Below are 23,513 nucleotides of genomic sequence, written 5' to 3' on the forward strand. Positions count from 1 at the left end.
CGGCAGCGACCCTTGTGTGCATGTAAAAGAAAGGCGATTGACCATGAATGACCAACACTGTGGCCCTACCATCAGTGGCGATATCGTAGTCATCGGCGGCGGTTCGGCGGGCATCGGCCTGCTGGCCAGCCTGCTCAAACGTGACCCGCACCTGAACATCACCCTGATCGAACCGAGCGAATTTCACTGCTACCAGCCGGCCTGGACCCTGGTGGGCGGCGGCGCCTACGACGTCAAAAAGACCCGGCGCCCACTCGCCGATGTACTGCCCAATGGCGTCACCTGGGTGCAGGCCGCGGTCACCGAACTGCTGCCCGAGGCGCAGACCCTGGTGCTCGGCAGCGGCCAGCGCGTCACCTGGAACAACCTGATCGTATGCCCCGGCCTGCGCCTGGCCTGGGAAAAGGTCGAAGGCCTGCAAGACACCTTGGGCCAAAACGGCGTGACCTCCAATTACAGCTACGAGCACGCCGCCTACACCTGGCAGCTGGTGCAACAGCTCAAGGGCGGCAAGGCGATCTTTACCCAGCCGGCCATGCCGATCAAATGCGCAGGGGCGCCGCAAAAGGCGATGTACCTGTCCTGCGATCACTGGCTTAAACAAGGCCACCTGAAAAACATCGACGTCGAATTCGATCTCGCGGGCGCCGCGCTGTTTGGCGTCGCGACCTTTGTGCCGCCGTTGATGAAGTACGTCGAAAAATACCAGGCACGCCTGGCGTTCAATTCCAACCTGGTCAAGGTCGATGGTCCGGCACGCAAGGCCTGGTTTGAGGTAAAAGACGCGGCGGGCACGGTCACGGTTGAAGAGAAATCCTTCGACCTGCTGCACGTGGTCCCGCCGCAAGTCTCCCCGGACTTTATCCGCCAAAGCCCGCTGGCCGACGCCGGCGGCTGGTGTGAAGTGAACCCCCACAGCCTGCAACACCTGCGTTACCCACACGTCTTTGGCCTGGGCGATGTGTGCGGCACCACCAATGCCAAGACCGCCGCCGCTGTGCGCAAGCAGATCGTGGTGGTCGCTGAAAACCTGCTGGCCCTGCGCAAACAGGCGCCGCTGCCGCTGAAATACGACGGCTACGGCTCCTGCCCGCTGACGGTGGAGAAGGGCAAGGTGGTGCTGGCCGAGTTCGGCTACGGCGGCAAACTGCTGCCGACCTTCCCACTGGACCCGACCCAGGCACGCCGTTCGATGTGGTTTCTCAAGGCCACGCTGCTGCCGTGGTTCTACTGGAACGGCATGCTCAAGGGCCGCGAGTGGCTGACCCGTCTGAGCAAGGTGGACTGAATGCTGCTGGCAAGTGTTTTAGGCCTGTTGATGGGCCTGGTCATGGGCCTCACGGGCGCGGGCGGCGGCATCCTTGGGGTGCCGGCGCTGGTGCTGGGGTTGGGCTTGACGATGACCCAGGCGGCGCCGGTGTCATTGCTCGCGGTGGGCGCGGCGGCGGCGGTCGGCGCAATCGACGGCTTGCGCCATGGTCTGGTGCGTTACCGCGCGGCCTTATTGATCGCGTTGCTCGGCGCAGTGTTTTCGCCCTTGGGTGTATTTTTCGCCCATCAACTGCCGGAGCCCGTGCTGATGGGGCTGTTCAGCGCATTGATGGTGCTGGTCGCCTGGCGCATGTTGCAGCGCGAAAAGGTCGAGGCCGGGCCCAGCGATCATGGCGCCGCATCGTGGGGCCAGAAGAACTGCATGCTTGATCAGCAGACCGGGCGCTTGGCCTGGACGGCCAAGTGCAGCGCCACGTTGGCCGCGCTGGGTGCGGTGACCGGTGCCGTGTCGGGTTTGCTTGGCGTGGGTGGCGGCTTTCTGATCGTGCCGGCGTTCAAGCAGCTCACCGATGTGCAAATGCGCGGCATCGTCGCCACCTCGTTGATGGTGATCAGCCTGATCTCGCTGATCGGCGTCGCGGGTGCGTTTCATGCTGGGGTGAGCATCGAGCCTGTGGGCTGGGTGTTTATCGGCGCGAGCATCGTGGGCATGCTGATTGGGCGGCGCCTGTGTTCGGTGATCAAGGCGCGCACCCTGCAAGTCGGCTTTGCCAGCCTGTGTGTGGTAGTGGCCGCCGGCATGCTGCTCAAGGCCGCGCTCTGACCTGAAGTTGAAACTGTCCAGAGACGCCACAATCCTGCGTGGCGAGCGGGCTCGCCCCGCGTTGGGCTGCGCAGCAGCCCCAGAAAGTCACCCCAGTTCTCAAAAAAATCGCGTCGTCAGCATCAAGGGCCGCTTCGCGCCCCTACGCGGGGCAAGCCCGCTCGCCACGACAAGCCTGCTTCCCACCGTTTTGAGCGTGCCCGTTCAAGCGTTCAATTGCTGCCCTGACATGGCAAGATGCACGTCTCTCAGGTTTACTACTCCCTGAGTAATGGATTCACCGACCTTGCACGTCGGCTTATCAAGGCCACCGAATGGACAAATACACCCCCCACACCTGGCAGCCCCACGAGCGACCGAGCCTGCCCGGCTCGCCGTCGACGCCGCTGCACTCCACGCCCAAGCGCTGGTTGTTCGCGATGGTCGGCGTGCTGGTGGCAATCACTGGTGGGCTGGGCAACGCGCTGGTGATCGCCAACCTGCAATACCTGCAAGGCGCCTTGGGCGCGACCACGGCGGAGATGGCCTGGCTGCCCGCCGCCTATGTGATGACTAACGTGTGCATGAACCTGCTGCTGGTGAAGTTTCGCCAGCAGTTCGGCCTGCGCGCGTTCACCGAGGTGTTTCTGGTGCTGTATGCGCTGGTCACCTTTGGCCACTTGTTCGTCAACGACCTCAGCTCCGCCATCGCGGTGCGGGCGGCCCACGGTATGGTGGGCGCGGCGCTGAGTTCGCTGGGTTTGTACTACATGATCCAGGCGTTCCCGGCCAAGTGGCGCATGAAAGCCCTGGTGCTCGGCCTGGGCACCGCACAGCTGGCACTGCCGCTGGCGCGGTTGTTCTCTGAAGACCTGCTGCAAATTGCCGAGTGGCGCGGGCTGTACCTGTTCGAATTGGGCATGGCGCTGATCTGCCTGGGTTGCGTCTTCCTGCTCAAACTGCCGCCCGGTGATCGCTTCAAGACCTTTGAAAAACTCGACTTCCTCACCTTCGGCATCCTCGCCACCGGCGTGGCGCTGCTGTGCGCGGTGCTGTCGCTGGGGCGTATCGACTGGTGGCTGGAAGCCCCGTGGATCGGCGTGGCCTCGGCCTGTTCCCTGGTGCTGATCATGGCCGGCCTGGCCATCGAGCATAACCGCACCAACCCGTTGCTGATGACCCGTTGGCTGGGCAGTGGGGTGATGATTCGCCTGGCCCTGGCCGTGGTATTGATTCGCATGGTGTTGTCGGAGCAATCCACTGGCGCCGTGGGCTTCATGCAAATGTTGAACATGAGCTACCAGCAGATGCACACGCTGTACGTGGTGATGCTGGCCGGGGCGATTGCCGGGCTGGTGGTCAGTGCGCTGACGATCAACCCGGCGCACCTGTTGATGCCCTTGATCATCTCCCTGGCGCTGATGGCCATCGGCTCGGTGATGGACAGCTTCTCAAGCAACCTGACCCGTCCACAGAACCTGTATATCAGCCAGTTCCTGCTAGGCTTTGGCGGCACCTTTTTTCTGGGGCCGACCATGGTGCTGGGCACGCGCAACGTGCTGACCAACCCGCGCAACCTGGTGAGTTTTTCGGTGATGTTCGGCATCTGCCAGAACCTTGGCGGCCTGATAGGCGCAGCGTTGCTGGGCACTTTCCAGATCGTGCGCGAGAAGTATCACTCCAGCATGATCGTCGAACACCTGACCTTACTGGACCCGCGTGTGGCTGCGCGGGTGCAGAGCGGCGGTTCGGCGTATGGCGGTGTCATCGCCGACCCGCAATTGCGCAACCTGATGGGCATTCGCAGCCTGGCCACGGCGGCCACGCGTGAAGCGAATGTGATGGCCTACAACGATGTGTTCATGTTGATTGCGATCATCGCGATTCTCACCATGCTCTGGATCTTCATCCGCAGTCTGTGGCTGATGAGCACCACCAAGGCAGCAGCCCCTCCCGTTCAACCCAGCGGCGTTACTTCATGACCGAAACAACCACGACCACCACCAACGCCATCGCCTCCACCCCGGAAGGCACCGCTCCACCGGGAGCAACCGCAACTGAGCCACGCTCACTGCGGGTGCGCATCATCTCATCGTTGGGCTTTGCCGCGATTGCCATCGTCGGCGTGCTGATCGTGCTGTATGCCTGGCAATTGCCGCCTTTCAGCAGCGCCGTAGAGAGCACTGAAAACGCACTGGTGCGCGGCCAGGTGACGATTATCGGCCCGCAACTGAGCGGCTATGTGTATGAAGTGCCGGTGCAGGACTTCCAGTTCGTCAAGGCCGGCGACCTGCTGGTGCGCCTGGATGATCGCATTTACAAGCAGCGCCTCGACCAGGCGCTGGCGCAACTGGCGGTGCAGAAAGCCTCGTTGGCCAACGTGGTGCAGCAACGCAACAGCGCCGAAGCCACCATCAAGCTGCGCCAGGCCGCGCTGGTCGACAGCCAGGCCCAGGCGCGTAAAAGTACCGCTGACTTGCGCCGTAACGAAGAGCTGATCAGCGATGGCTCGGTGTCCAAGCGTGAACTGGACGTGACGCGCGCCGCCAATGCCCAGACCATCGCCGCCGTGGCCCAGGCCCAGGCCAGCCTGGAAATCGCCCGGCAGGACCTGCAAACCGTGATCGTCAATCGCGGTTCACTGGAGGCCGCCGTGACCAGCGCCGACGCCGCAGTGGAGCTGGCGCGCATCGACCTGTCCAACACCCGCATCCTCGCGCCGCGTGACGGCCAGCTCGGGCAGATCGGCGTACGCCTGGGCGCCTTCGTCAACTCCGGTGCGCAGTTGATGGCATTGGTGCCGCCCCAGCTGTGGGTGATCGCCAACATGAAAGAAACCCAGATGGACAATGTGCAGGTGGGCCAGCCGGTAACCTTCACGGTGGATGCGCTGAACCACCGCAAGTTTCATGGCACGGTGCAGCACATTTCCCCGGCGACCGGCTCGGAATTCAGCCTGTTGCAGGCGGACAACGCCACCGGCAACTTTGTGAAGATCGCCCAGCGCGTGCCGGTGCGGATCACCGTTGACCCGGGTCAGGCCGAGAGCGAGCGCCTGCGGCCGGGGTTATCGGTGGTGGTGAGTATCGACACGGCGGGGCGCCTGAAAAACACCCCGCCCTGACACCGCGCAATCACCGCGTGGACGCGGGCGCGCTCGCAAAAGCGCAGTGCCAGAAAATCGCGTGGTTACCGACCTAGCACTTTCGCGAGCAAGCCCGCGTCCCCATGGGCACTGTATGTGAGGGTGAAATCGAGTTGGGTCGACTGGCCTTGCTCCAATAACCTCAGCCCCGGCCTGCCGGGCAGGTGATGCGCATTCACCGGATGGCTCACCGGCTCAATGCAAAAGAATGCCAACCCCGGCGGGCAATACAGCAGGAAGTAATCCGCCCCGGTCGCCCGGCATTCCAGGGTATAGCCCAAGGCCGGCTGCTCGATCCGGCAATGCCCGTCCCACTGGCAGAACCCATTGTCCACCAGGCCTTCGGGCAGGGTGTTCAATGCGCTGAAATCCCAGGCCTGCGGCACCGGCGCCAATCCTGTGGGCAGCTTTGAGGCATCACTCAGCCATACCTGCCCAGCCTTGGCCTGCAACCGCGTGCCCGGCGTACGCGGCAAGTAAGGGTGCAAGCCCAAGCCATGCCACGCCGCCTGTTCGGCCAGATGCGTTACGCGCAACCCAATGCTCAGCTCACCGTCGCGCAAGGCAAAGCGCTGTTCGGCGCGATAAGCGAATGGTGTGTCGCACCGCAGCGCCAGCACCACTTCATCCGCCGCCTGACTGACCACGTGCCACGCCTGTTGCCAGGCCGAACCATGAATCGGCAACGGATCGGTCAGGCTGTTGGCTGTGAGTGCCAGCCAGCCGTCGGGGTTATCGAAACCGCCTTGGGCGATCCGGTTGGACCAGGGCGCCAACGGGTAGCACCCCAACTTGCCGGGTAAACCGGTATTTACCGCGTATTCGTCACTGTGTCGCAACAACGGCTGCCCGGTGGCGCGCACCGTCCAATTGACGATGCTGCCACCCAGGGCCGGGGCCAGGGTGAGGTGGGTGAGTGGGTCGCTGAGCTCGATCAAGTCTGAGGGCATGGGGTGTCTCGCCGCATGAATGAACCAACACAGAGGTGATTTGTGGACGCTGGCAAGCCTGCGCCCACAGTTGAACCTCGGCCTCGGAGAAAGGGTTACAGCACCAGGCCCGGCAGCCATAGCGACAGCGCCGGGATGTAGGTGACGGCCATCAGCACCAGAAACAGCACGCCATAAAACGGCAGCAGGGCCTTCACGGTTTTCTCGATACTGACCTTGCCCACCGCCGCGCCGACAAACAGCACCGCGCCCACTGGCGGGGTAATCAGGCCGATGCCCAGGTTCACCAGCATGATCATGCCGAAGTGCACCGGGTCGACGCCGATGCCGAGAATCACCGGCAGCAGGATGGGCGTGAGGATGAGGATCAGCGGCGCCATGTCCATCACAGTGCCGAGCAACAACAGCATCATGTTGATGCACATCAGGATCACGTAGCGGTTGTCCGACAGGGTCAGGAACATCGTGGTGATCTTCGCCGGGATCTGCATCAGGGTCATGATGTAGCCGAAGCTGGCGGCGAAGGCGATCAGGATCATCACGATGGAAATGGTGCGCACCGTGCGGTGCATCAGCTTGGGCAGCTCGCGCCATTTGTAGTCGCGGTAAATGAACATGGTCACGAAAAACGCCCACAGCACGGCAATCGCGGCGGACTCGGTGGCGGTGAAAATGCCCGAGAGGATGCCGCCAAGAATGATCACCATCGCCATCATGCCCCACAGCGCGTCGGCGCAGATTTTCAACGCCTGCTTGAGCGGGATGACTTCACCTTTGGGGTAGTCGCGTTTCTTCGCGAAGATCAGGCACAGCACCATCAGGCACGCGCTCATCAGCAGGCCCGGGACCACGCCGGCCATGAACAGCGAAGCGATCGACACCGTGCCGCCGGCCGCCAGGGAATAGAGCACCGAATTGTGGCTGGGCGGGGTCAGCAGCGCCTGCACCGAGCCGCTGATGGTCACCGCCGTGGCGAACTCCCTGGGGTAGCCGCGCCGTTCCATTTCCGGAATCAGCACCGAGCCGACCGAGGCGGTGTCTGCCACTGACGAGCCGGAAATGGCGCCGAAAAACGTCGAGGCCATGATGTTGACCAACGACAGGCCGCCGCGCACAAAGCCCACCAGCACGCTGGCAAACGCCACCAGCCGGCGCGACATGCCGCCTTCGGCCATGATCGCCCCGGCGAGCACGAAGAACGGAATCGCCATCAGCGAAAACTTGTTCACTCCGCCTGCCACCTGAATCATCAAGGCCTGGAACGGAATGTCGATCCACCACGCGCCGATCAGCGCCGACAGCCCCAGGGCGTAAGCGACCGGCATGCCGATCAGGATCAACGCGATAAAGCTGCCCAACAGAATCAATGCGTCCATGTCAGGCAGCCCCTTCGCTTTCTTCAACCAGGTCAAAGCGCACCACGCGCCGGTGGCTCTGGTCGCCGAGCAGGAGTTTTTCCAGCACGAACACCAGGGTCAGCAAGCCGCCAATCGGGATCGGCATATAGGTGATGCCCACGCGCAGGGTAGGGATGGCGCTCATGAACTGGTTCCAGGTGGACAGGCACAACTTGCTGCCCCAAATCGTCATGAACAGGCAGATGGTCGCCATCAACAGTTGCGAGACGATGCCGACGAGTTGGCGTTGGCGCGGCGGCAGGCGGTCGGTGATCATGGCCACCGACATATGCGCCCCGGCGCGGTAGCTGGCGGCGGCGCCGATAAAGGTAAACACCAGCATCAGCAGGATGGCGCTGGGCTCTGGCCAGCTTGCGCCTGTGCCGAGAATGTAGCGGGCGAAAATGCCCCAGGGGATGATCAGCGCGACGCCCAATACCGAGAGGCCGGCGACCCAGATGCAGGTCATGTAGAGGCGGTCGTTGAAGCGCAGCAGTCGATTCTTCATGGCGTTCACCGTAACCGGGCACGTCAGTGCGGACCGCGCCGGGCCTAGCTAAGAGGAGGAGGGGGCTTACTCGACGGCGTCGATGCGCTCGATGATGTCGGCGTAAGCTGCGCCGTACTTCGCGCGAACGGGCGCGGTGGCCTCATAGAAGGGCTTTTTGTCGACAGTGATGAACTCGACGCCGGCGGCCTTGAGCTTGGTTTCGCTGCTGGCGGACTTGGCGTCCCACAGCACGCGCTCATCGGCCTGGGCAACCTTGGCGGCGTTTTTCACCATGTCCTGTTGCGCGGGGGTGAGTTTGTTCCAGGTGATTTTCGACATCACGATGGGTTCGGGCAGGATCAGGTGTTCGGTGAGGGTGTAGAACTTGGCGTTCTGGAAGTGGTTGTGCTCCAGCAGGGTTGGCGGGTTGTTTTCCGCGCCGTCAATCACGCCGGTCTGCAATGCGCTGAAGATCTCGCCGGTGTCCATGGCAATGCCGTTGGCGCCCATTTCATTGAAGGCGTCGATAAACAGCGGGTTGCCTTGCACGCGAATCTTCATGCCCTTGAGGTCTGCGATCGAACGCACCGGTTTCTTGGTGTAGATATTGCGCGTGCCGCCGTCCATCCAGGCCAGGGCTACCAGGCCGAATTCGGAGTCGGTGATCTTGGCGAGGATCTCGTCGCCGATCGGGCCATCGATGACCTTGCGCATGTGCGCCTGGTCGCGGAACACGAACGGCAGGTTGAACACGTTCACGTCCGGCACCACCGGGCCGACGATGCCGAGGCTGACCCGGGTCATCTGGATTGCGCCGACCTGGGCCTGTTCGACGACTTCTTTTTCAGAGCCCAGGACACCGCCTGGGAAGTACTTGAAGGTCAGTTCGCCGTTGCTTTGCTGGGTCAGGGCTTTGCCCATGTTCTCTTCAGCGACGACGGTGGGGTAACCGGCGGGATGGATGTCGGCGAACTTGATTTCCAGCGCGTGGGCGGCGCTGCTGAGGGCAACGAGTGTGGCGGCGAGCAAGGTGCGTTTGAAGTCCATGGAATGTCACTCCTGTGTTGTTATTTTTGTATTCAAGGCACAGCAATGCAGCTAGAGGGTGAAGCGCGGTTCGGGCAGTCCCTGGACGCCGGGGTTGAGAGCGAATACGCCGCCGGACAGCGACTGTTCACTCTGGTCATCACGGATCGAGGTGACAAACAAGGTGTCCAGGCGGCTGCCGCCAAAGGCGCACATGGTGGGTTTTTTCACCGGCACGGCGAGGGAACGGTCCAGGCGACCGTCGGGGGTAAAGCGATGAATCAGCCCCGCGTCGTTGGCGCAGATCCAGTAGCAGCCGTCGGCGTCGACGGCCGCGCCGTCGGGGCGACCGAGAAACTGCTGCATGTCGACAAACACGCGACGATTGGAGGGCGTGCCGGTCTCGGTGTCGTAATCGAAGGCCCAGATCTGCTGCACCAGCGGGTGTGAGTCCGAGGCATACATCGTGCGGCCGTCCGGGCTGAATGCCAGGCCGTTGAGGGTGATAAACCCGTCCAGCTGGGCATGCGGCGCGGAACCGCAGGCGTAGCGGTAGAGCGTGCCCTGGGGCGCATTCAAGCCCATGTTCAACACCATGCTGCCGGCCCAGAAGCGACCCTGGCGGTCACAGCGGCCGTCGTTGAGGCGCATGTCGGGGCGCGGGTGCTCGACACTCGCCAGCGCGGTGGTGTCCAGGCTGCCGTCATTGTGTGGCGTGAGTTGGAAAAACCCGGTTTCCATCCCGGCGACCCAGTTGCCCGCCGTGGTGCGCGCAATGCAGGCGAGCATCTGCGGGGCTTTCCAGGCGGCACTGTGGCCGCTGGCAGCGCTCCAGCGTTGCAGGCCGCCGTTGGGGATGTCCACCCAGTACAGCGCGTTTTCCTCAGGCACCCACACCGGGCATTCGCCCACGGCATTGCGGGCGTCAACAATCAGTTCAGCAGTCATGGCAACTCATTCCCTTGGGTGTGCAGTCAGTCACCGAACGGCCCCGCCGCGCAGAAGGCGCCGCCCTGATAGACCTTGGCCGGGTCATCGGCGGCGACTGGTGGCTGGGTTTCGACTTGCGCGCGGAACACTTCGGAGCTGTCCTTGGGGGTGAAACCCAAGTGTGCGGCGTATCGGTTGTCCCACCAGGTATCGAGGTTATCCGACATACCGTAGATCACCGTGTGACCGACGTTCGGCGTGTACAGCGCGCGTTCGAGCAACTGAGTGAGGTCATCGAAGCTCAGCCAGGTGTGCATCATCCGGCGGTTTTGCGGTTCGGGGAACGAGGAGCCGATGCGGATGCTCACGGTCTCGATGCCGTAGCGGTCGAAGTAGAAACTCGCCATGTCTTCGCCATAGGACTTGGACAAACCGTAGTAACTGTCCGGGCGGCGAGGCGAGCGGGCGTCGAGGGTTTCGCCTTGCTTGTAGAAGCCGATCACGTGGTTGGAGCTGGCGAAAATCACACGCTTCACACCGTGGCGGCGAGCGGCTTCGTAGATGTGGAACACGCCGCTGATATTGGCGCCGAGGACTTCTTCGAACGAGCGCTCCACTGAAACGCCCCCGAAGTGCAGGATGGCGTCGACGCCTTCCACCAAGTGGTGCACGGCTTGTTTATCGGCAAGGTCGCAGGGTTGCACTTCTTCGGATGCATCGGCCGCCGGCGCCATGTTGGCGATGTCCGACAGGCGCAGGACTTGGGCGTAAGGGCGCAGGCGTTCGCGCAAGACTTTACCCAGGCCGCCGGCAGCACCGGTGAGCAACAGGCGGTTGAATGGAACAGGCGTGGTGGTAGAGGTGGTCATGAGGGTTCCATTGTTGTTGTAGGTTGTCGTATGACTTGCCGAAAGTATCGTTAGGTCGTCCCTGGCTTGTCAACGCCCTTGCTGACGAGTGCGATCAAACGTGGGAGCTGGCTTGCCTGCGATAGCAGTCTGTCAGTTGACAGATGTTTTGCTGATACACCGCTATCGCAGGCAAGCCAGCTCCCACATTCATCGCCTTACAGTAGCGAAATCGGATAGCTGATAAAAATCCGATTCTCATCAAATTCATTGTTGCTGAAGTCCCGACGCAGGGTCGAGTTCCTCCACCGCACGTTCAAGTCCCTCAGCGCGCCGCTCTGCACGGTGTAGGCCAGTTCCGATTCGCGTCCCCATTCCTTACCGTCGGTGATCGCCCCGGTGTGCACATTACTGCCGCTGATATAGCGGTTCATCATGGTCAGCCCCGGAATGCCGAGCACCACAAAGTTGAAGTCGTGGCGCACCTGCCAGGATTTTTCCTTGGCGTTATCGTAGCTGGCGTTGTAACTGTCGTTGGCGAGCGTGCCGCCGCTGGTGCCGTTGACCCGCATCCACAGGCTGTCACCGGTGAGCTTTTGCAGGCCGACATAAAACGTGTTGCCGTTGTAGCGCGCCGAGAGCAGGGCGGACACGGTCTTGTTGTCGAGGTCGCCGGCCAGGGCGCTGCCGTCTTCCTTGCCGGTGAAATAACCGAGGTTGGCGCCCAGGGTCCAGTTGCCTACTGGCTGGCTGTGGGTCAGGTTGAAATACTGCTGCTGGTAGATATCTGCCAGCTCGGCATACCAGACGCCCACCTGGGTGCGCTTGTCGTTGAAGCTGTACTCGCCGCCGCCAAAGTTGAAACGGTCGGAGGTGAACGCGGCTTTACCGTTCATGAACATGTCTTCCATGCTCGCGTCATTACGGGGGCTGTTACCGCGAAACTGCCCGCCGTAGAGCGTCAAGCCGGCAATTTCATTGGACGTGACCTGACCGCCGCGAAAGGTCTGAGGCAGCGAGCGGCCGTCGTCCGAACGCAGGATCGGCAGCACCGGCATCCATTCGCCGACTTTCAGTTCGGTCTTCGACAGTTTGGTTTTCAGGGCCACGCCCAGACGGCCGAAATTGTCAGCCGGCCGGCCGTCGCTGTGGATCGGCAGCAACTGAGTGCCCCCCGTGCCTTTGCCGCCATCGAGCTTTTGCGAATACAGGCCCAGCACGTCGAGCCCAAAGCCCACGGTGCCCTGGGTGAAGCCGGATTTGGCATCGAGGATGAAGTTTTGCGTCCATTCCTCGGCCTTGGCTTGCGGGTAAGTGGGGTTGGTGAAGTTGCGGTTGAAGTAGGCGTTGCGCAGGTTCAGCGAGGCTTTGGCGTCTTCGAGAAAACCATCGGCATGTGCGCTGAGGGGCAGGGTGAACGCCAGGCTGCCGAGACCGATAAGGCCGATACGCGAGGAGGAATTGCGGGCGAATTGACTCACAGAGAAGCTCCCTTTTTCTTTTGTTGTTTTTATTATTTGTTATACGTCGTCGTACAACATTGGGCGGGATATTTACGAGGTTTTTGTGGGGTGTCAAGCGGAAGTTGTACGATGACGTGGCGTGTGCCGATCAAAAGCGGGCACGGTCAATGTGGGAGCTGGCTTGCCTTCGATGCAAACGCCTCGGTGTGTCAGGTACACCGAGTGGATGCCATCGCAGGCAAGCTAGCGCCCACAGGGATTGCATTCCAAAAGCGATGTTCAGTTGGCCATGACCATCGGCGGCAGTGTGCCCAGCAGCGAAACGGCGGCTACAGCTGAAACACCCAGTAACCATTCCAGCATGACGCTGGCCTTCAAACTGCCTTGGCGTTCTTCGCAGCGTTCAATGCGCAACCGGTTCAGCAACGCCAGCGCCAACATGCCCAGCACCAGCAGCACTTTGATCAACAGAATCAGCGCGAACCCGTTGAACAGCGGTGTGGGCCACAGTTGCCCGGTCAGTACGCGCACGTTGATCAAGCCCGTCACCAGCAACCCGGCGACCAGGCCATAACCCACGCCGCTGAAGCGTTTGAGAATCGGCTGCAGCGCATAGCCCCGCGGCTGCCTGAAGATCAGCACCAGCACGAGCAGCCCACCGAGCCAGGCGCCGACGCACACCAGGTGCACCACCTGGTTGAGGATCAGCAATTGCCCGCTCAAGCCATTAAGCATGGCGCCATGGCCGACAGGTGCCAGCGTTGCCAACAGCAGCGCAGTCAATGGCAGGCGCAGGGCCGGCCAGGGTTTGATCAGCGCGATCACCAGTAACAGGTTCAGCAACAGATGCCAGACCCACACCTGGCCGAAAAAGGTTTTGCCCAGCACCAACTGCACGGTGGCCGGTTGCAAGGCCGCGTCCCAGCTGCCGGCCATGCTGGCGGTGATCAGCAGCAGCCAGGCCACGCCAGAGCCCAGCCCCATCCAGGCCAGCGCGCGGGAGATGCGCAGCAGTTGCCGGTCCAGCGCCGGCTGCGGTTCAGCGCCCAATAGCCAGGGCCTGAACACACAGGCCCCGAACATCAACAGCACGACGATGAAATGCAGGAAGCGGCACAGCACCAGCAGGGTCGCCATGGGTTATTGGCCGACCTTGAAGCTGTAACTGCCTTCACTCTTGTGGGTGTCCACGGACACGGCGTGCCATTCCACTTTGTAGGTACCGGCGGCCAGCGGTGCCGCCGGCGTGACCACCAGGACTTTCTTGTCGGCGTCCGGGGTTTCCAGGCCTTTGATCGCGACTTCGGTGCCGTCCTTGCTCAGGGACACTTTGGTGAACGTCGCTTCGACGCCTTCGGTGAAGGTCAGGCGCAGGTCAGCGGGCGCGGCGACGGAGCTGTCAGCCGCCGGTGTCGAACTCTTGAGGTGGGCATGGGCAAAGGCCGCCGAGGCGCCCAGCAAGGAGGCGAGCAGGGCGACGGTGGTCAGGGTTTTCTTGATCAACATTGTTCAATACCTTCAGGTTTAGAGAGTCGGTAAGGCCATGTGCAGCAAGGGAAAGGGTTTGCCTTCGCCATCCAGCGGCGAGCGCGCGACCTGGATGAAACCATAGTGGAGGTAGAAGCCCACGGCCTGCGGGTTTTGTTCGTTTACATCCACCGTCAGCGTGTCGTGGCGCGCGCGGGCGTGGTCGAGCAATTGGCGGCCGATGCCCTGGCCACGGCGATCGGGGTCGATAAACAGCATTTCTACATTGTGCCCGCCGGTGCCGATGAAACCGGCGATGCCGTTCTGGTCTTCATAGACCCAAACGTCGAGGGCCGGCATCGGCAGGTAAGCGTCGCGTACCAACGGCAGTAAACGCTGGATGTCATCCTCGGGGAGGAAGTCATGGGTGGCCCGCACCGAGCGTTCCCACAGTGCTCCCAGCACAGGGTCGTCGGCGGCCACGCGAGGTCGGATAGTCATGGCAATGATCCTTCATGGGGATCGCGATCCTAACCAATCCGTTTTGGAGGGGAAAGGTTCGCGTAGAAGTTTCATTATGCCTTGTCGCCGCGATCTAGAGCCGATGGTAGTCTTGAGGCCATGTTGTTGTCGGGGAGCCCTTATGGGCAATCACAAGATCGGAATTCGGCGGGTCAACGTCGAAAAAATCCTGCTGGCGGCGGAGAAAATCTTCGCTGAAAAAGGCTACGGCAGCACCGCCATGGCTGACATCGCTGAAGAAGTGCAACTGCCACGCTCCAACCTGCATTACTACTTCACCACCAAAAGCGAACTGTACAGCGCGGTGCTGTTCGACCTGCTGGAGGTGTGGAAGCAGGATGCCTTGAGCTTTGAAACCTTCGATGACCCGCGGGTGGTGCTCAGCAGCTACATCCGCGCCAAGATGCAGCGCTCGCGTACGCGGCCGTATGGCTCGAAAGTTTGGGCCAACGAAATCATCCACGGCGCGCCGACGCTCGGTGAGGCGCTGGACGAAAGCCTGTACGACTGGGCCAAGATGAAAGAAGCGAAAATTCGCCAGTGGGTGGAGGACAAACGCATCCTGCCGGTGGAACCGTCGAGCCTGCTGTACATGATCTGGGCATCGACCCAGCACTATGCCGACTTTGACCACCAGGTGAAGATTCTGAATGATCACCAGCCGTTGTCGGATATGCAGTTCGAAAAGGCGATTCAGACGGTGACCGCGGTGATTTTGCGCGGCATTGGGTTGGAGCCTTAAGCCTTGTGTGAAGGCTGAAGGCCCTATCGCAGGCAACCCAGCTCCCACACTTGAATGTGTTCACCGATCAAATGTGGGAGCTGGCTTGCCTGCGATAGCGGTTTAAAGGACTACACAGCCTCCCGATACGGATTACGTGGGTCCTGCGTCCAATTCAAAAACGGGTTGCCCGTGTCCATCGGCACCATCTCGATGCAATCGGCCACCGGGCAGGTGATCTGGCACAGATTGCAGCCCACGCACTCATCATCGATCACCTCGTATTTATGCGTGCCATCCATTTGCTTCAAGCTCGCGATAGCCTGGTGCGACGTGTCCTCACAGGCAATGTGGCAACGCCCACAGCCAATGCAGGCTTCCTGGTCAATCTTGGCAATCACCTGATAATTGATATCCAGGTACTTCCAATCGGTGGTATTGCCCACCGCGCGCCCGGAAAATTCCTGCAGGCTTTTGTAGCCTTGGCTGTCCATCCACCGCGACAGCCCGTCCTTCATCTCTTCCACAATCCGAAACCCATGCAACATGGCCGCCGTGCACACCTGCACCGCGCCGCAACCCAGCGCGACGAATTCCGCCGCGTCGCGCCAGTTGCCGATGCCGCCAATCCCGCAAATCGGCAGGCCTTGGGTCTGCGGGTCGCGGGCGATTTCCGCGACCATGTTTAACGCGATCGGCTTGACGGCCGAGCCGCAATACCCGCCATGGGTACTTTGGGTGCCGACCACCGGCAGGGCCACCATGCGCTCAAGGTCGACACTGGTGATGGAGTTGATGGTGTTGATCAGCGACACCGCGTCCGCACCGCCGCGATACGCCGCACGCGCCGCCACGCGGATGTCGGTGATATTTGGCGTGAGCTTGACGATCACCGGCAGCGAGCAATACGTCTTGCACCAGCGCGTCACCTGTTCCACGTACTCCGGCACCTGGCCGACCGCTGCGCCCATGCCCCGTTCGGGCATGCCGTGGGGGCAACCGAAGTTCAGCTCGATGCCGTCGCAGCCGGTGGCTTCCACCAGCGGCAGGATGTTTTTCCAGGATTCTTCAACACAGGGCACCATCAGCGACACAATCAGCGCGCGGTCCGGCCAGTCCTTTTTCACCTGGGTGATTTCGCGCAGGTTGATCTCCAGCGAGCGGTCGGTGATCAACTCGATATTGTTGATGCCCAATACTTCACGGTTGGCGCCGTAGTGCGCGGAATAGCGTGACGACACGTTGACCGCCGCCGGGTCTTCACCGAGGGTTTTCCAGACCACGCCGCCCCAGCCGGCTTCAAAGGCGCGGACCACGTTGTAGGCCTTGTCGGTGGGCGGTGCGGAGGCCAGCCAGAACGGGTTGGGAGCTTTGATACCGGCGAACACAATCGAAAGATCGGCCATTACGCAGCCTCCACATTCAGCATGAGTTGGGCGTGCATGGCTTCAGCCGCCAGCTTGCCGTGTTGTACCGCCTGCACGGTGAGGTCCTGGCCAAGGCTGACGCAATCGCCGCCGGCATACACCCCGGGAATACTGGTGCGCAGGTGTTCGTCAACAAAGATGCGTTCGCCCACGCGGTGCAGTTGCTGGGCCAGCGGGTCGTGCAATGCCTCGTTGTCGAAGCCCTGACCGATGGCTTTGAAAATCGCATCGGCAGCCAGCTCGAAGGTCTCGCCGGTAGGGTGCAAGCGGCCGTTGTCCATGCGTGTGCGAGCGAAGCGCATGCCGCGCACGTGGCCTTGATCATCCAGCAACACTTCTTCGGGTTGGGCCCAGGTCAGCAGGCGCACCTGATTGGCCTTGGCGATGTCCTGCTCATGGTGGGTGGCGCCCATGTCCGCCAAGCCACGGCGGTACACCAGGTTCACATCGCGGGCGCCGAGGCGGGCCATTTGCACGGCCATGTCGATGGCGGTGTTGCCCGCGCCAAGCACGATGCAGCGGTCGGCCAGCGGCAGTTGGCTAAGGTCATCGGCCTGGCGCAGTTCGCGGATGTAGTCGGTGGCGGCAAGCAGGCCCGGAGCGTCCTCGTGTGGCAGGCCGAGCTGTTTGCTGGCGGCGAGGCCGAGGCCAAGAAACACGGAGTCGAATTGCTGGTGCAGTTCGCTCAAGGTCAGGTTGTCACCCAGGCGCTGGCCGTGGCGGATTTCGATGCCGCCAATCTCGAGCAGGAAGTCCAGCTCCTTCTGGGCAAAGTCATCCACCAGTTTGTACTTGGCGATCCCGTATTCATTCAGGCCACCGGCCTTTTCCCGCGCTTCAAAAATCACCACATCATGGCCGTGCAGGGCGGTGCGATGGGCACAGGCCAACCCCGCAGGCCCGGCGCCGACCACGGCGATGCGCTTGCCGGTCGGTGCGGTGCGCTGGAAGGGATGTTCGCTGAAGTGCGCGTTGTCGATGGCGTAGCGTTGCAACAGGCCGATCAGCACCGGCGCGCATTCTTCGGCGTTGTTACGCACGCAGGCTTGCTGGCACAGAATTTCGGTGGGGCAAACCCGTGCGCAACTGCCGCCGAGGATGTTGGCCGAGAGAATCTTCTGCGCAGCGCCCTGAACGTTTTCAGTGTGGATATTGCGGATGAACGACGGGATGTCGATCTCGCTGGGGCATGCATTTACGCACGGCGCGTCGTAGCAATACAGGCAGCGCGACGCTTCAAGTGCAGCCTGGCGGGCATTGAGGGGCGGCGCCAGGTCGGTGAAATGGCTGGCGAGTGTCGGCCCATCTTCATGGGGATGGGGGAGGTGGGTCAGGGTCTGGATCACGGTATTGGCCTCACGGTTTTTTGCCTCTGGCGGGCATTGATTTTTTGTCGCTTGGACTGGCCTCATCGCAGGCAAGCCAGCTCCCACAGTTGGATTGTGTGAACCCGATCAAATGTGGGAGCGGGCTTGCCCGCGATTGGCGGTATCAGCGTTTCACAGCTACAGGCCTGGAATGCTCCGCCCGCTTGCTCAACTGCTCAAACACCGACGGATACGCCGGGCGTTCTACATACCGCCCGGCACCGCGTTCGGCGCGCAGGTCGCCGTCGGTCCAGACCAGCTTGCCCTGGCTGATGGTGTGGCTCGGCACGCCGCGTACGGTCTTGCCTTCGAAGATGTTGAAATCGACTTTCTGATGGTGGGTCTTGGCCGAAATCGTCCGTGTGCCCTCGGGGTCCCACAGCACCAAGTCAGCATCGGCACCCACGCGAATCGCACCTTTGCGTGGGTAAAGATTGAAGATCTTCGCGGTGTTGGTGGAGGTCAGCGCGACAAACTCCTGCATCGACAGGCGCCCGGTGTTGACGCCTTCGTGCCACAGCAACGCCATGCGGTCTTCGATACCGGCAGTGCCGTTGGGGATTTTGCTGAAATCGTCACGGCCGGCGGCTTTTTGCTCGGCGCAGAAGCAGCAATGGTCGGTGGCGGTGGTGTGCAGATTGCCCGATTGCAGGCCGTGCCACAGCGCCTCCTGATGCCCGCGCGGGCGGAAGGGCGGGCTCATCACGTAGCCGGCGGCGGTTTGCCAGTCAGGGTGTTGGTAAACGCTGTCGTCCAGCAGCAGGTGGCCGGCGAGCACTTCGCCGTACACCGCCTGGCCCTTGCCACGGGCGTAGGTGATTTCATCCAGCGCCTCCTTGGTCGATACGTGCACCAGGTACAGCGGCGTGCCGATGGTTTCGGCGATACGAATCGCCCGGCTGGCGGCCTCGCCTTCGACCTGGGACGGGCGCGACAGCGGGTGCGCTTCCGGCCCGGTGATGCCCTGGGCCATCAGCTTGCGTTGCAGGTGATACACCAGCTCACCGTTTTCTGCGTGCACCGTCGGCACCGCGCCGAGTTCCAGGCAGCGCTCAAAGCTGGCGACCAGGGTGTCATCGGCCGCCATGATCGCGTTCTTGTAGGCCATGAAATGCTTGAAGCTGTTGATGCCATGGTGGCTGACCAGCTCGGCCATTTCCTCGCGCACCTGCTCGCTCCACCAGGTGATCGCCACGTGAAAGCCGTAGTCGGAGGCAGACTTTTGCGCCCAGCCGCGCCACTGGTGGAAAGCTTCCATCAAGGATTGCTGCGGGTTGGGAATCACAAAGTCGATGATCGAGGTGGTACCGCCCGCCAGACCTGCCGCGGTGCCACTGAAAAAGTCTTCACTGGCCACGGTGCCCATGAAGGGCAATTGCATGTGCGTATGCGGATCGATGCCGCCGGGCATCAAGTATTGGCCACTGCCATCGAGTATTTCAGTGCCGGCGGGAATATCCAGATCCGTGCCAATAGCGCGAATTAGACCGCCTGCGCAAAACACATCGGCGCGGTAACTTTCATCATGGGTAATAACGGTGGCGCCACGGATCAACAGCGACATGTCGAGTTCCTCACAGGCTTGACCGGCTTGTGCCAGTTCTAAGTGTTGTAATGCTGCTTGCCGATGATCAATTAAATCCTGTCATCGGTGACAGGAATAGAAACTAGCCCGAGTTTTTCGAATGAGCAAGAAGATTTTTTATAAGCTTATATCGCATTTAAGTAATTGATTTATATGGATAAAAATATAAATTCACCAAAATGTGGCGGCCGTTCACCATTTTGACGCACTTGACAGGTTCTCAATGTGAGCAACATTTCTTATTGCAAATCAGACGCTTGAGACATGCCCCTTGACGGCGACAGGAAATAAAAATAATTGTGTTGCACCAGATTGAGTCCTGACAGTTCGGCAACTTCGCATTATTTAGCCTGAGTGATGCGGCACGTTCCGAAGGCGCAATCGGAAAGCTGATTAACATCAGCACGTTATATAAGCGGTGCGGGTTCACGGTGGCAGGTCGGCACGGTTATTGAGTGCAGTGGCGGCTGGCCGGGCCCGTGATGTCATGTTGTTTACGAGGTACTCCGGCCACCCTGCGCTCAGCGTTGGGTGAGCAACAATAATTCGAAAAAACCGTGGAGCGGCCATGCAACAGAACAGATCGCAAGTCATTGAACGCAACGGCCTGTACGAACTCGACGCCGGCGCTGACGTCCTCGACAGCCCCCGCTACAACCACGACATGGCACCGACCAAGGTGCACGAACGCACCTGGAACAAGTGGCACATCACCGCGCTGTGGGTCGGCATGTCGATCTGCGTGCCCACTTACACGCTCGGCGGGGTGCTCACCGCCTACTTTGGCTTGTCGGTGGGCGAGGCGCTGATGGCGATTTTGCTGGCCAATATCGTGGTGCTGATCCCGCTGACCCTTAACGCGTTTCCCGGCACCAAGTACGGCATTCCGTTTCCCGTCTTGTTGCGTTCGTCGTTTGGCATCCTCGGCTCCAACGTGCCGTGCCTGATTCGCGCGCTGGTGGCGTGCGGCTGGTTTGGCATTCAGACAATGTTCGGCGGGCTGGCGATTCACCTGTTTCTGGGCTCGATTTTCGAGGGCTGGAAATCCCTTGGCGGTACGGGTGAGGTCATCGGCTTCATGATTTTCTGGTGCCTGAACCTGTGGGTGGTGCTGCGCGGCGCCGAGTCGATCAAACGCCTCGAAACCCTGTCTGCGCCGCTGCTGGTGGCCGTGGGGATCGGCCTGCTGGTGTGGGCGATGCCGAATGTGTCACTCAGCGAGCTGATGGCGATTCCACCCAAGCGCCCCGAAGGCGCGAGCCTCACCGGTTACTTCATGGCGGGGCTCACGGCGATGGTGGGTTTCTGGGCGACGCTGTCGCTGAATATTCCCGACTTCAGCCGCTACGCCAAGAGTCAGAAGGACCAGATTCTCGGGCAGATTTTTGGCCTGCCGCTGACCATGTTCCTGTTCGCGGCCCTTGGCGTGATCATGACCGCCGCGTCAGTGAAACTGGTGGGTGTCAGCGTCTCCGACCCGGTGACCTTGATCGGGCACATCCAGAGCCCGGTGTGGGTGGCCATCGCGATGCTGCTGATCATCATCGCCACCTTGTCCACCAACACTGCGGCGAACATCGTCTCACCGACCAACGACTTCCAGAACATCGCGCCCAAGCTGATCAACCGCACCACTGCGGTGATCCTCACTGGCCTGGTGGGGCTTGCGTTGATGGGCCACGAACTGTTGAAAAAACTCGGGCTGATCGTCTCGGACGTGAGCCTGGAAACCGTGTATTCGAACTGGTTGCTGGGCTATTCAAGCCTGCTGGGGCCGATTGCCGGGATCATGGTGGTGGACTACTTCATTACCCGCAAACAGCAGCTCGACCTGGCCGGTTTGTACCGTGACGACGTGTACCCGGCGTGGAACTGGAGCGGTTTTATCGCCTTCGGCGTGCCGGTGGTGCTGACCCTGCTGTCGCTGGGCAGTGACGCGTTCAGCTGGTTTTACAGCTATGGGTGGTTTACCGGATCGGCGTTGGGCGGCGTTCTGTATTACGGGTTGAATGCCAAGCGCAGAGCCTTGCCGCTCGCAGTAAAAACACCTCTGTAAAAGGTTGAAATGCAATCCAAATGTGGGAGCGGGCTTGCCCGCGAATGCGGTCTTCCAGCCGACATTTGCAGCGACTGACACGGCCCCTTCGCGAGCAAGCCCGCTCCCACATTTCAGACCCCATTTCCAACCGTTGGAATCGCGTCAATTCATAAGAAATGTAGCCTGAGGAGATCCCCATGAACGCTGCCATCGACGTTCTGCAATCCACCCATCAGCACATCAACCGCGATCGCTTGTGGCAGTCGCTGATGGACCTGGCCAAATTCGGCGCCACACCCAAGGGCGGCGTGTGCCGACTGGCCCTCACCGACCTTGACCGCAAAGCCCGTGACCTGTTTGTGCAGTGGTGCGAGGAAGCTGGTTGCACCGTGACCATCGACGGTATCGGCAACATCTTCGCCCGGCGCCCGGGGCGCAATCCCAACTTGCCACCGGTGATGACGGGCAGCCATATCGATACCCAGCCCACGGGTGGCAAGTTCGACGGTTGCTTCGGCGTGTTGGCGGGCGTGGAAGTGTTGCGCACCCTCAATGACCTCAAGATCGAAACCGAAGCACCGCTGGAAGTGGTGGTGTGGACCAACGAGGAAGGCTCGCGTTTTCCACCGTGCATGATGGGTTCGGGCGTTTTTGCCGAGAAATTTACCCTGGCCGAGACCTTGGCCAAGGTGGATGTGGAGGGCGTGAGCGTGGGTGATGCGCTTAATGCAATTGGCTATGCGGGCACGCGGCCGATCAGTGGGCATAAGGTCGGGGCTTACTTCGAGGCGCATATTGAACAAGGGCCGATTCTTGAGGATGAAAAGAAAACCATCGGCGTGGTGTTGGGGGCTCTGGGGCAAAAGTGGTTCGACCTGAAACTGCGCGGTGTTGAGGCGCATGCGGGGCCGACGCCGATGCACTTGCGCAAAGATGCGTTAGTGGGCGCGGCGGCCGTGGTGGCGGCGGTGAATGCGGCGGCGTTGGGGCATCAGCCGCATGCGTGTGGCACTGTCGGGTGCCTGCAGGCTTATCCTGGATCGCGCAACGTCATCCCCGGTGAAGTGCGCATGACCCTGGACTTCCGTCACCTGGAGCCGGCACGCCTGGATTCGATGATTGCCCAGGTGCGCAAGGTGATCGACGAAACCTGTGCCAAACATGGGCTGACGTTTGAGCTGGAACCCACCGCCGATTTCCCGCCGTTGTATTTCGATAAAGGCTGCGTGGACGCTGTGCGGGATGCGGCGAATGGGCTGGGGCTGTCGAACATGGACATCGTCAGCGGGGCAGGGCACGACGCGATCTTCGTCGCCGAACTCGGCCCGGCCGGGATGATCTTTGTGCCGTGCGAAGGCGGCATCAGCCACAACGAAATCGAGAACGCCGCACCGGATGACCTGGCGGCGGGGTGTGCGGTGTTGTTGAGGGCGATGGTGGCCGCTTCGGCAGCGATCGCCAGCGGCAAACTCGCTGCCTGACAGGCGGTTGAAAAATGTGGGAGGGGGCAATCCCCTTCCCACATTTGAGCTGTGTTGTTTGAACGGGTTTGCTGGGCATTAGACCCAAATTGCGTCCCATAACGGGTAGTCGCCAATCCGCTTCACCAACCCGGCCCGCAGTGGATTGGCCACCACATACCTGGCCATTTTCACCACGTCATCCTCCTTGCGCAGCGCGCGGTCATGGAAACTTTCCTGCCAGAGTCTTCCCTTGCGCCCACTTGCGCCATTGACCGACCGCGTGCTCTTGGATTTCACATGCCGCATCAAGTCTGCCAGCGAGCCTTTTTGCAGTTCGATAATCCAGTGGAAATGGTCCGGCATGATCACCCACGCCAGGGAGTTGGCGAGCCCTTGGTATTGGGCCAGCCGAAATTGCCAGACCACCAGGCGACCCAGGTGGAAGTTGCTAAAGATGGGAAGACGTTCGTGAGTGTTGGTAGTGATGAGGTAGATGCGGTTGGGTTCGCTGAAGCGTCCAATGCGCAGGCGGTGTGAAGCGGGTAAGTCAGGCATTCCTTGGCCTCTCTCTGGGTGGGTGTTGAGAGGCTAGATCGGGTA

General features: G+C 61.2%; 21 protein-coding genes. 7 read left to right on the plus strand and 14 right to left on the minus strand.

The window, feature by feature from the left end; translation table 11 throughout:
• Positions 1-43: 43 nt before the first annotated feature.
• The 4 genes from ACM530_RS21320 (at position 44) to ACM530_RS21335 (ending at position 5,198) form a co-directional block, all read left to right on the plus strand.
• On the plus strand, positions 44-1,288 hold the full coding sequence (locus ACM530_RS21320; protein ID WP_416363091.1) for an FAD-dependent oxidoreductase: 1,245 nt from the start codon (positions 44-46) through the stop codon (positions 1,286-1,288).
• Entirely contained in the window at positions 1,289-2,095 is an 807-nt protein-coding gene (locus tag ACM530_RS21325) for a sulfite exporter TauE/SafE family protein (protein ID WP_262206077.1), read from the plus strand.
• A gap of 314 nt (positions 2,096-2,409) precedes the next feature.
• Positions 2,410-4,056: an MFS transporter gene (locus ACM530_RS21330; RefSeq protein WP_262206076.1), complete on the plus strand. Its 1,647-nt coding sequence runs from the start codon at positions 2,410-2,412 to the stop codon at positions 4,054-4,056.
• Entirely contained in the window at positions 4,053-5,198 is a 1,146-nt protein-coding gene (locus ACM530_RS21335; protein WP_416363092.1) for an HlyD family secretion protein, read from the plus strand. Before ACM530_RS21330 ends, ACM530_RS21335 begins: the two co-directional genes overlap by 4 nt.
• A 65-nt stretch (positions 5,199-5,263) precedes the next feature.
• Here the strand turns inward: ACM530_RS21335 and ACM530_RS21340 are convergent, their stop codons facing one another.
• The 10 genes from ACM530_RS21340 to ACM530_RS21385 form a co-directional block, all read right to left on the minus strand.
• Positions 5,264-6,169 (minus strand): aldose 1-epimerase, encoded by a 906-nt coding sequence (locus ACM530_RS21340; RefSeq protein ID WP_416363093.1) that lies wholly within the window; start codon positions 6,167-6,169, stop codon positions 5,264-5,266.
• A gap of 95 nt (positions 6,170-6,264) precedes the next feature.
• Positions 6,265-7,545 carry a TRAP transporter large permease gene (locus ACM530_RS21345; protein WP_416363094.1) on the minus strand — a complete coding sequence of 427 codons (1,281 nt, stop codon included), beginning with the start codon at positions 7,543-7,545 and terminating at the stop codon, positions 6,265-6,267.
• Between the two features lies 1 nt (position 7,546).
• Positions 7,547-8,074, minus strand: coding sequence for a TRAP transporter small permease (locus ACM530_RS21350; RefSeq protein ID WP_145163746.1), 528 nt, complete (start codon positions 8,072-8,074; stop codon positions 7,547-7,549).
• A 66-nt stretch (positions 8,075-8,140) separates the two neighbouring features.
• Entirely contained in the window at positions 8,141-9,103 is a 963-nt protein-coding gene (locus ACM530_RS21355; RefSeq protein WP_242199301.1) for a TRAP transporter substrate-binding protein, read from the minus strand.
• A 51-nt stretch (positions 9,104-9,154) separates the two neighbouring features.
• Positions 9,155-10,030, minus strand: coding sequence for an SMP-30/gluconolactonase/LRE family protein (locus ACM530_RS21360; protein WP_262206071.1), 876 nt, complete (start codon positions 10,028-10,030; stop codon positions 9,155-9,157).
• Positions 10,031-10,056: 26 nt separating this feature from the next.
• Positions 10,057-10,881 (minus strand): NAD-dependent epimerase/dehydratase family protein, encoded by an 825-nt coding sequence (locus ACM530_RS21365; protein WP_416363095.1) that lies wholly within the window; start codon positions 10,879-10,881, stop codon positions 10,057-10,059.
• A gap of 197 nt (positions 10,882-11,078) precedes the next feature.
• On the minus strand, positions 11,079-12,341 hold the full coding sequence (locus tag ACM530_RS21370; protein ID WP_242199303.1) for an OprD family porin: 1,263 nt from the start codon (positions 12,339-12,341) through the stop codon (positions 11,079-11,081).
• A 261-nt stretch (positions 12,342-12,602) separates the two neighbouring features.
• Complete coding sequence (copD, locus tag ACM530_RS21375; protein ID WP_416363096.1) at positions 12,603-13,460, minus strand: copper homeostasis membrane protein CopD; 858 nt, start codon at positions 13,458-13,460, stop codon at positions 12,603-12,605.
• Between the two features lie 3 nt (positions 13,461-13,463).
• Entirely contained in the window at positions 13,464-13,829 is a 366-nt protein-coding gene (gene copC / locus ACM530_RS21380; RefSeq protein ID WP_106578862.1) for a copper homeostasis periplasmic binding protein CopC, read from the minus strand.
• Between the two features lie 18 nt (positions 13,830-13,847).
• Positions 13,848-14,291 (minus strand): GNAT family N-acetyltransferase, encoded by a 444-nt coding sequence (locus tag ACM530_RS21385; RefSeq protein ID WP_242199306.1) that lies wholly within the window; start codon positions 14,289-14,291, stop codon positions 13,848-13,850.
• A gap of 142 nt (positions 14,292-14,433) precedes the next feature.
• Here ACM530_RS21385 and ACM530_RS21390 point away from each other — a divergent pair, with 142 nt between their 5' ends.
• The gene (locus ACM530_RS21390) at positions 14,434-15,054 is read left to right on the plus strand and encodes a TetR/AcrR family transcriptional regulator (RefSeq protein ID WP_145163765.1); all 621 of its coding nucleotides are present in this window, start codon (positions 14,434-14,436) and stop codon (positions 15,052-15,054) included.
• Between the two features lie 110 nt (positions 15,055-15,164).
• Here ACM530_RS21390 and preA read toward each other — a convergent pair whose 3' ends face one another.
• From preA to hydA, 3 genes are all read right to left on the minus strand, one after another.
• Positions 15,165-16,439, minus strand: a complete 1,275-nt coding sequence (gene preA / locus ACM530_RS21395) for an NAD-dependent dihydropyrimidine dehydrogenase subunit PreA (protein ID WP_416363097.1) — start codon at positions 16,437-16,439, stop codon at positions 15,165-15,167.
• Positions 16,439-17,806: an NAD(P)-dependent oxidoreductase gene (locus ACM530_RS21400; RefSeq protein WP_416363099.1), complete on the minus strand. Its 1,368-nt coding sequence runs from the start codon at positions 17,804-17,806 to the stop codon at positions 16,439-16,441. Before ACM530_RS21400 ends, preA begins: the two co-directional genes overlap by 1 nt.
• Positions 17,807-17,951: 145 nt before the next feature.
• A complete protein-coding gene (gene hydA / locus ACM530_RS21405) occupies positions 17,952-19,391 on the minus strand; it encodes a dihydropyrimidinase (protein WP_416363100.1) in 1,440 nt (479 codons plus the stop codon).
• A 589-nt stretch (positions 19,392-19,980) separates the two neighbouring features.
• Between hydA and ACM530_RS21410 the strand changes: the two genes are divergently transcribed.
• On the plus strand, positions 19,981-21,468 hold the full coding sequence (locus ACM530_RS21410; protein ID WP_145163773.1) for an NCS1 family nucleobase:cation symporter-1: 1,488 nt from the start codon (positions 19,981-19,983) through the stop codon (positions 21,466-21,468).
• A 179-nt stretch (positions 21,469-21,647) separates the two neighbouring features.
• Positions 21,648-22,931: a Zn-dependent hydrolase gene (locus tag ACM530_RS21415; protein WP_416363101.1), complete on the plus strand. Its 1,284-nt coding sequence runs from the start codon at positions 21,648-21,650 to the stop codon at positions 22,929-22,931.
• 78 nt (positions 22,932-23,009) lie between these two features.
• Here ACM530_RS21415 and ACM530_RS21420 read toward each other — a convergent pair whose 3' ends face one another.
• Complete coding sequence (locus ACM530_RS21420; protein ID WP_416363102.1) at positions 23,010-23,468, minus strand: REP-associated tyrosine transposase; 459 nt, start codon at positions 23,466-23,468, stop codon at positions 23,010-23,012.
• Between the last annotated feature and the right edge of the window lie 45 nt (positions 23,469-23,513).

The organism is Pseudomonas sp. NFX183 (assembly GCF_047943075.1).
Lineage (GTDB): Bacteria > Pseudomonadota > Gammaproteobacteria > Pseudomonadales > Pseudomonadaceae > Aquipseudomonas.

Excerpts from the sequence above, each read along its gene's own strand:
- ACM530_RS21320 (WP_416363091.1), top strand. The coding sequence starts at position 44 with ATGAATGACCAACACTGTGGCCCTACCATCAGTGGCGATATCGTAGTC.
- ACM530_RS21325 (WP_262206077.1), top strand. The coding sequence starts at position 1,289 with ATGCTGCTGGCAAGTGTTTTAGGCCTGTTGATGGGCCTGGTCATGGGC.
- ACM530_RS21330 (WP_262206076.1), top strand. The coding sequence starts at position 2,410 with ATGGACAAATACACCCCCCACACCTGGCAGCCCCACGAGCGACCGAGC.
- ACM530_RS21335 (WP_416363092.1), top strand. The coding sequence starts at position 4,053 with ATGACCGAAACAACCACGACCACCACCAACGCCATCGCCTCCACCCCG.
- ACM530_RS21340 (WP_416363093.1), bottom strand. The coding sequence starts at position 6,169 with ATGCCCTCAGACTTGATCGAGCTCAGCGACCCACTCACCCACCTCACC.
- ACM530_RS21345 (WP_416363094.1), bottom strand. The coding sequence starts at position 7,545 with ATGGACGCATTGATTCTGTTGGGCAGCTTTATCGCGTTGATCCTGATC.
- ACM530_RS21350 (WP_145163746.1), bottom strand. The coding sequence starts at position 8,074 with ATGAAGAATCGACTGCTGCGCTTCAACGACCGCCTCTACATGACCTGC.
- ACM530_RS21355 (WP_242199301.1), bottom strand. The coding sequence starts at position 9,103 with ATGGACTTCAAACGCACCTTGCTCGCCGCCACACTCGTTGCCCTCAGC.
- ACM530_RS21360 (WP_262206071.1), bottom strand. The coding sequence starts at position 10,030 with ATGACTGCTGAACTGATTGTTGACGCCCGCAATGCCGTGGGCGAATGC.
- ACM530_RS21365 (WP_416363095.1), bottom strand. The coding sequence starts at position 10,881 with ATGACCACCTCTACCACCACGCCTGTTCCATTCAACCGCCTGTTGCTC.
- copD (WP_416363096.1), bottom strand. The coding sequence starts at position 13,460 with ATGGCGACCCTGCTGGTGCTGTGCCGCTTCCTGCATTTCATCGTCGTG.
- copC (WP_106578862.1), bottom strand. The coding sequence starts at position 13,829 with ATGTTGATCAAGAAAACCCTGACCACCGTCGCCCTGCTCGCCTCCTTG.
- ACM530_RS21385 (WP_242199306.1), bottom strand. The coding sequence starts at position 14,291 with ATGACTATCCGACCTCGCGTGGCCGCCGACGACCCTGTGCTGGGAGCA.
- ACM530_RS21390 (WP_145163765.1), top strand. The coding sequence starts at position 14,434 with ATGGGCAATCACAAGATCGGAATTCGGCGGGTCAACGTCGAAAAAATC.
- preA (WP_416363097.1), bottom strand. The coding sequence starts at position 16,439 with ATGGCCGATCTTTCGATTGTGTTCGCCGGTATCAAAGCTCCCAACCCG.
- hydA (WP_416363100.1), bottom strand. The coding sequence starts at position 19,391 with ATGTCGCTGTTGATCCGTGGCGCCACCGTTATTACCCATGATGAAAGT.
- ACM530_RS21410 (WP_145163773.1), top strand. The coding sequence starts at position 19,981 with ATGCAACAGAACAGATCGCAAGTCATTGAACGCAACGGCCTGTACGAA.
- ACM530_RS21415 (WP_416363101.1), top strand. The coding sequence starts at position 21,648 with ATGAACGCTGCCATCGACGTTCTGCAATCCACCCATCAGCACATCAAC.
- ACM530_RS21420 (WP_416363102.1), bottom strand. The coding sequence starts at position 23,468 with ATGCCTGACTTACCCGCTTCACACCGCCTGCGCATTGGACGCTTCAGC.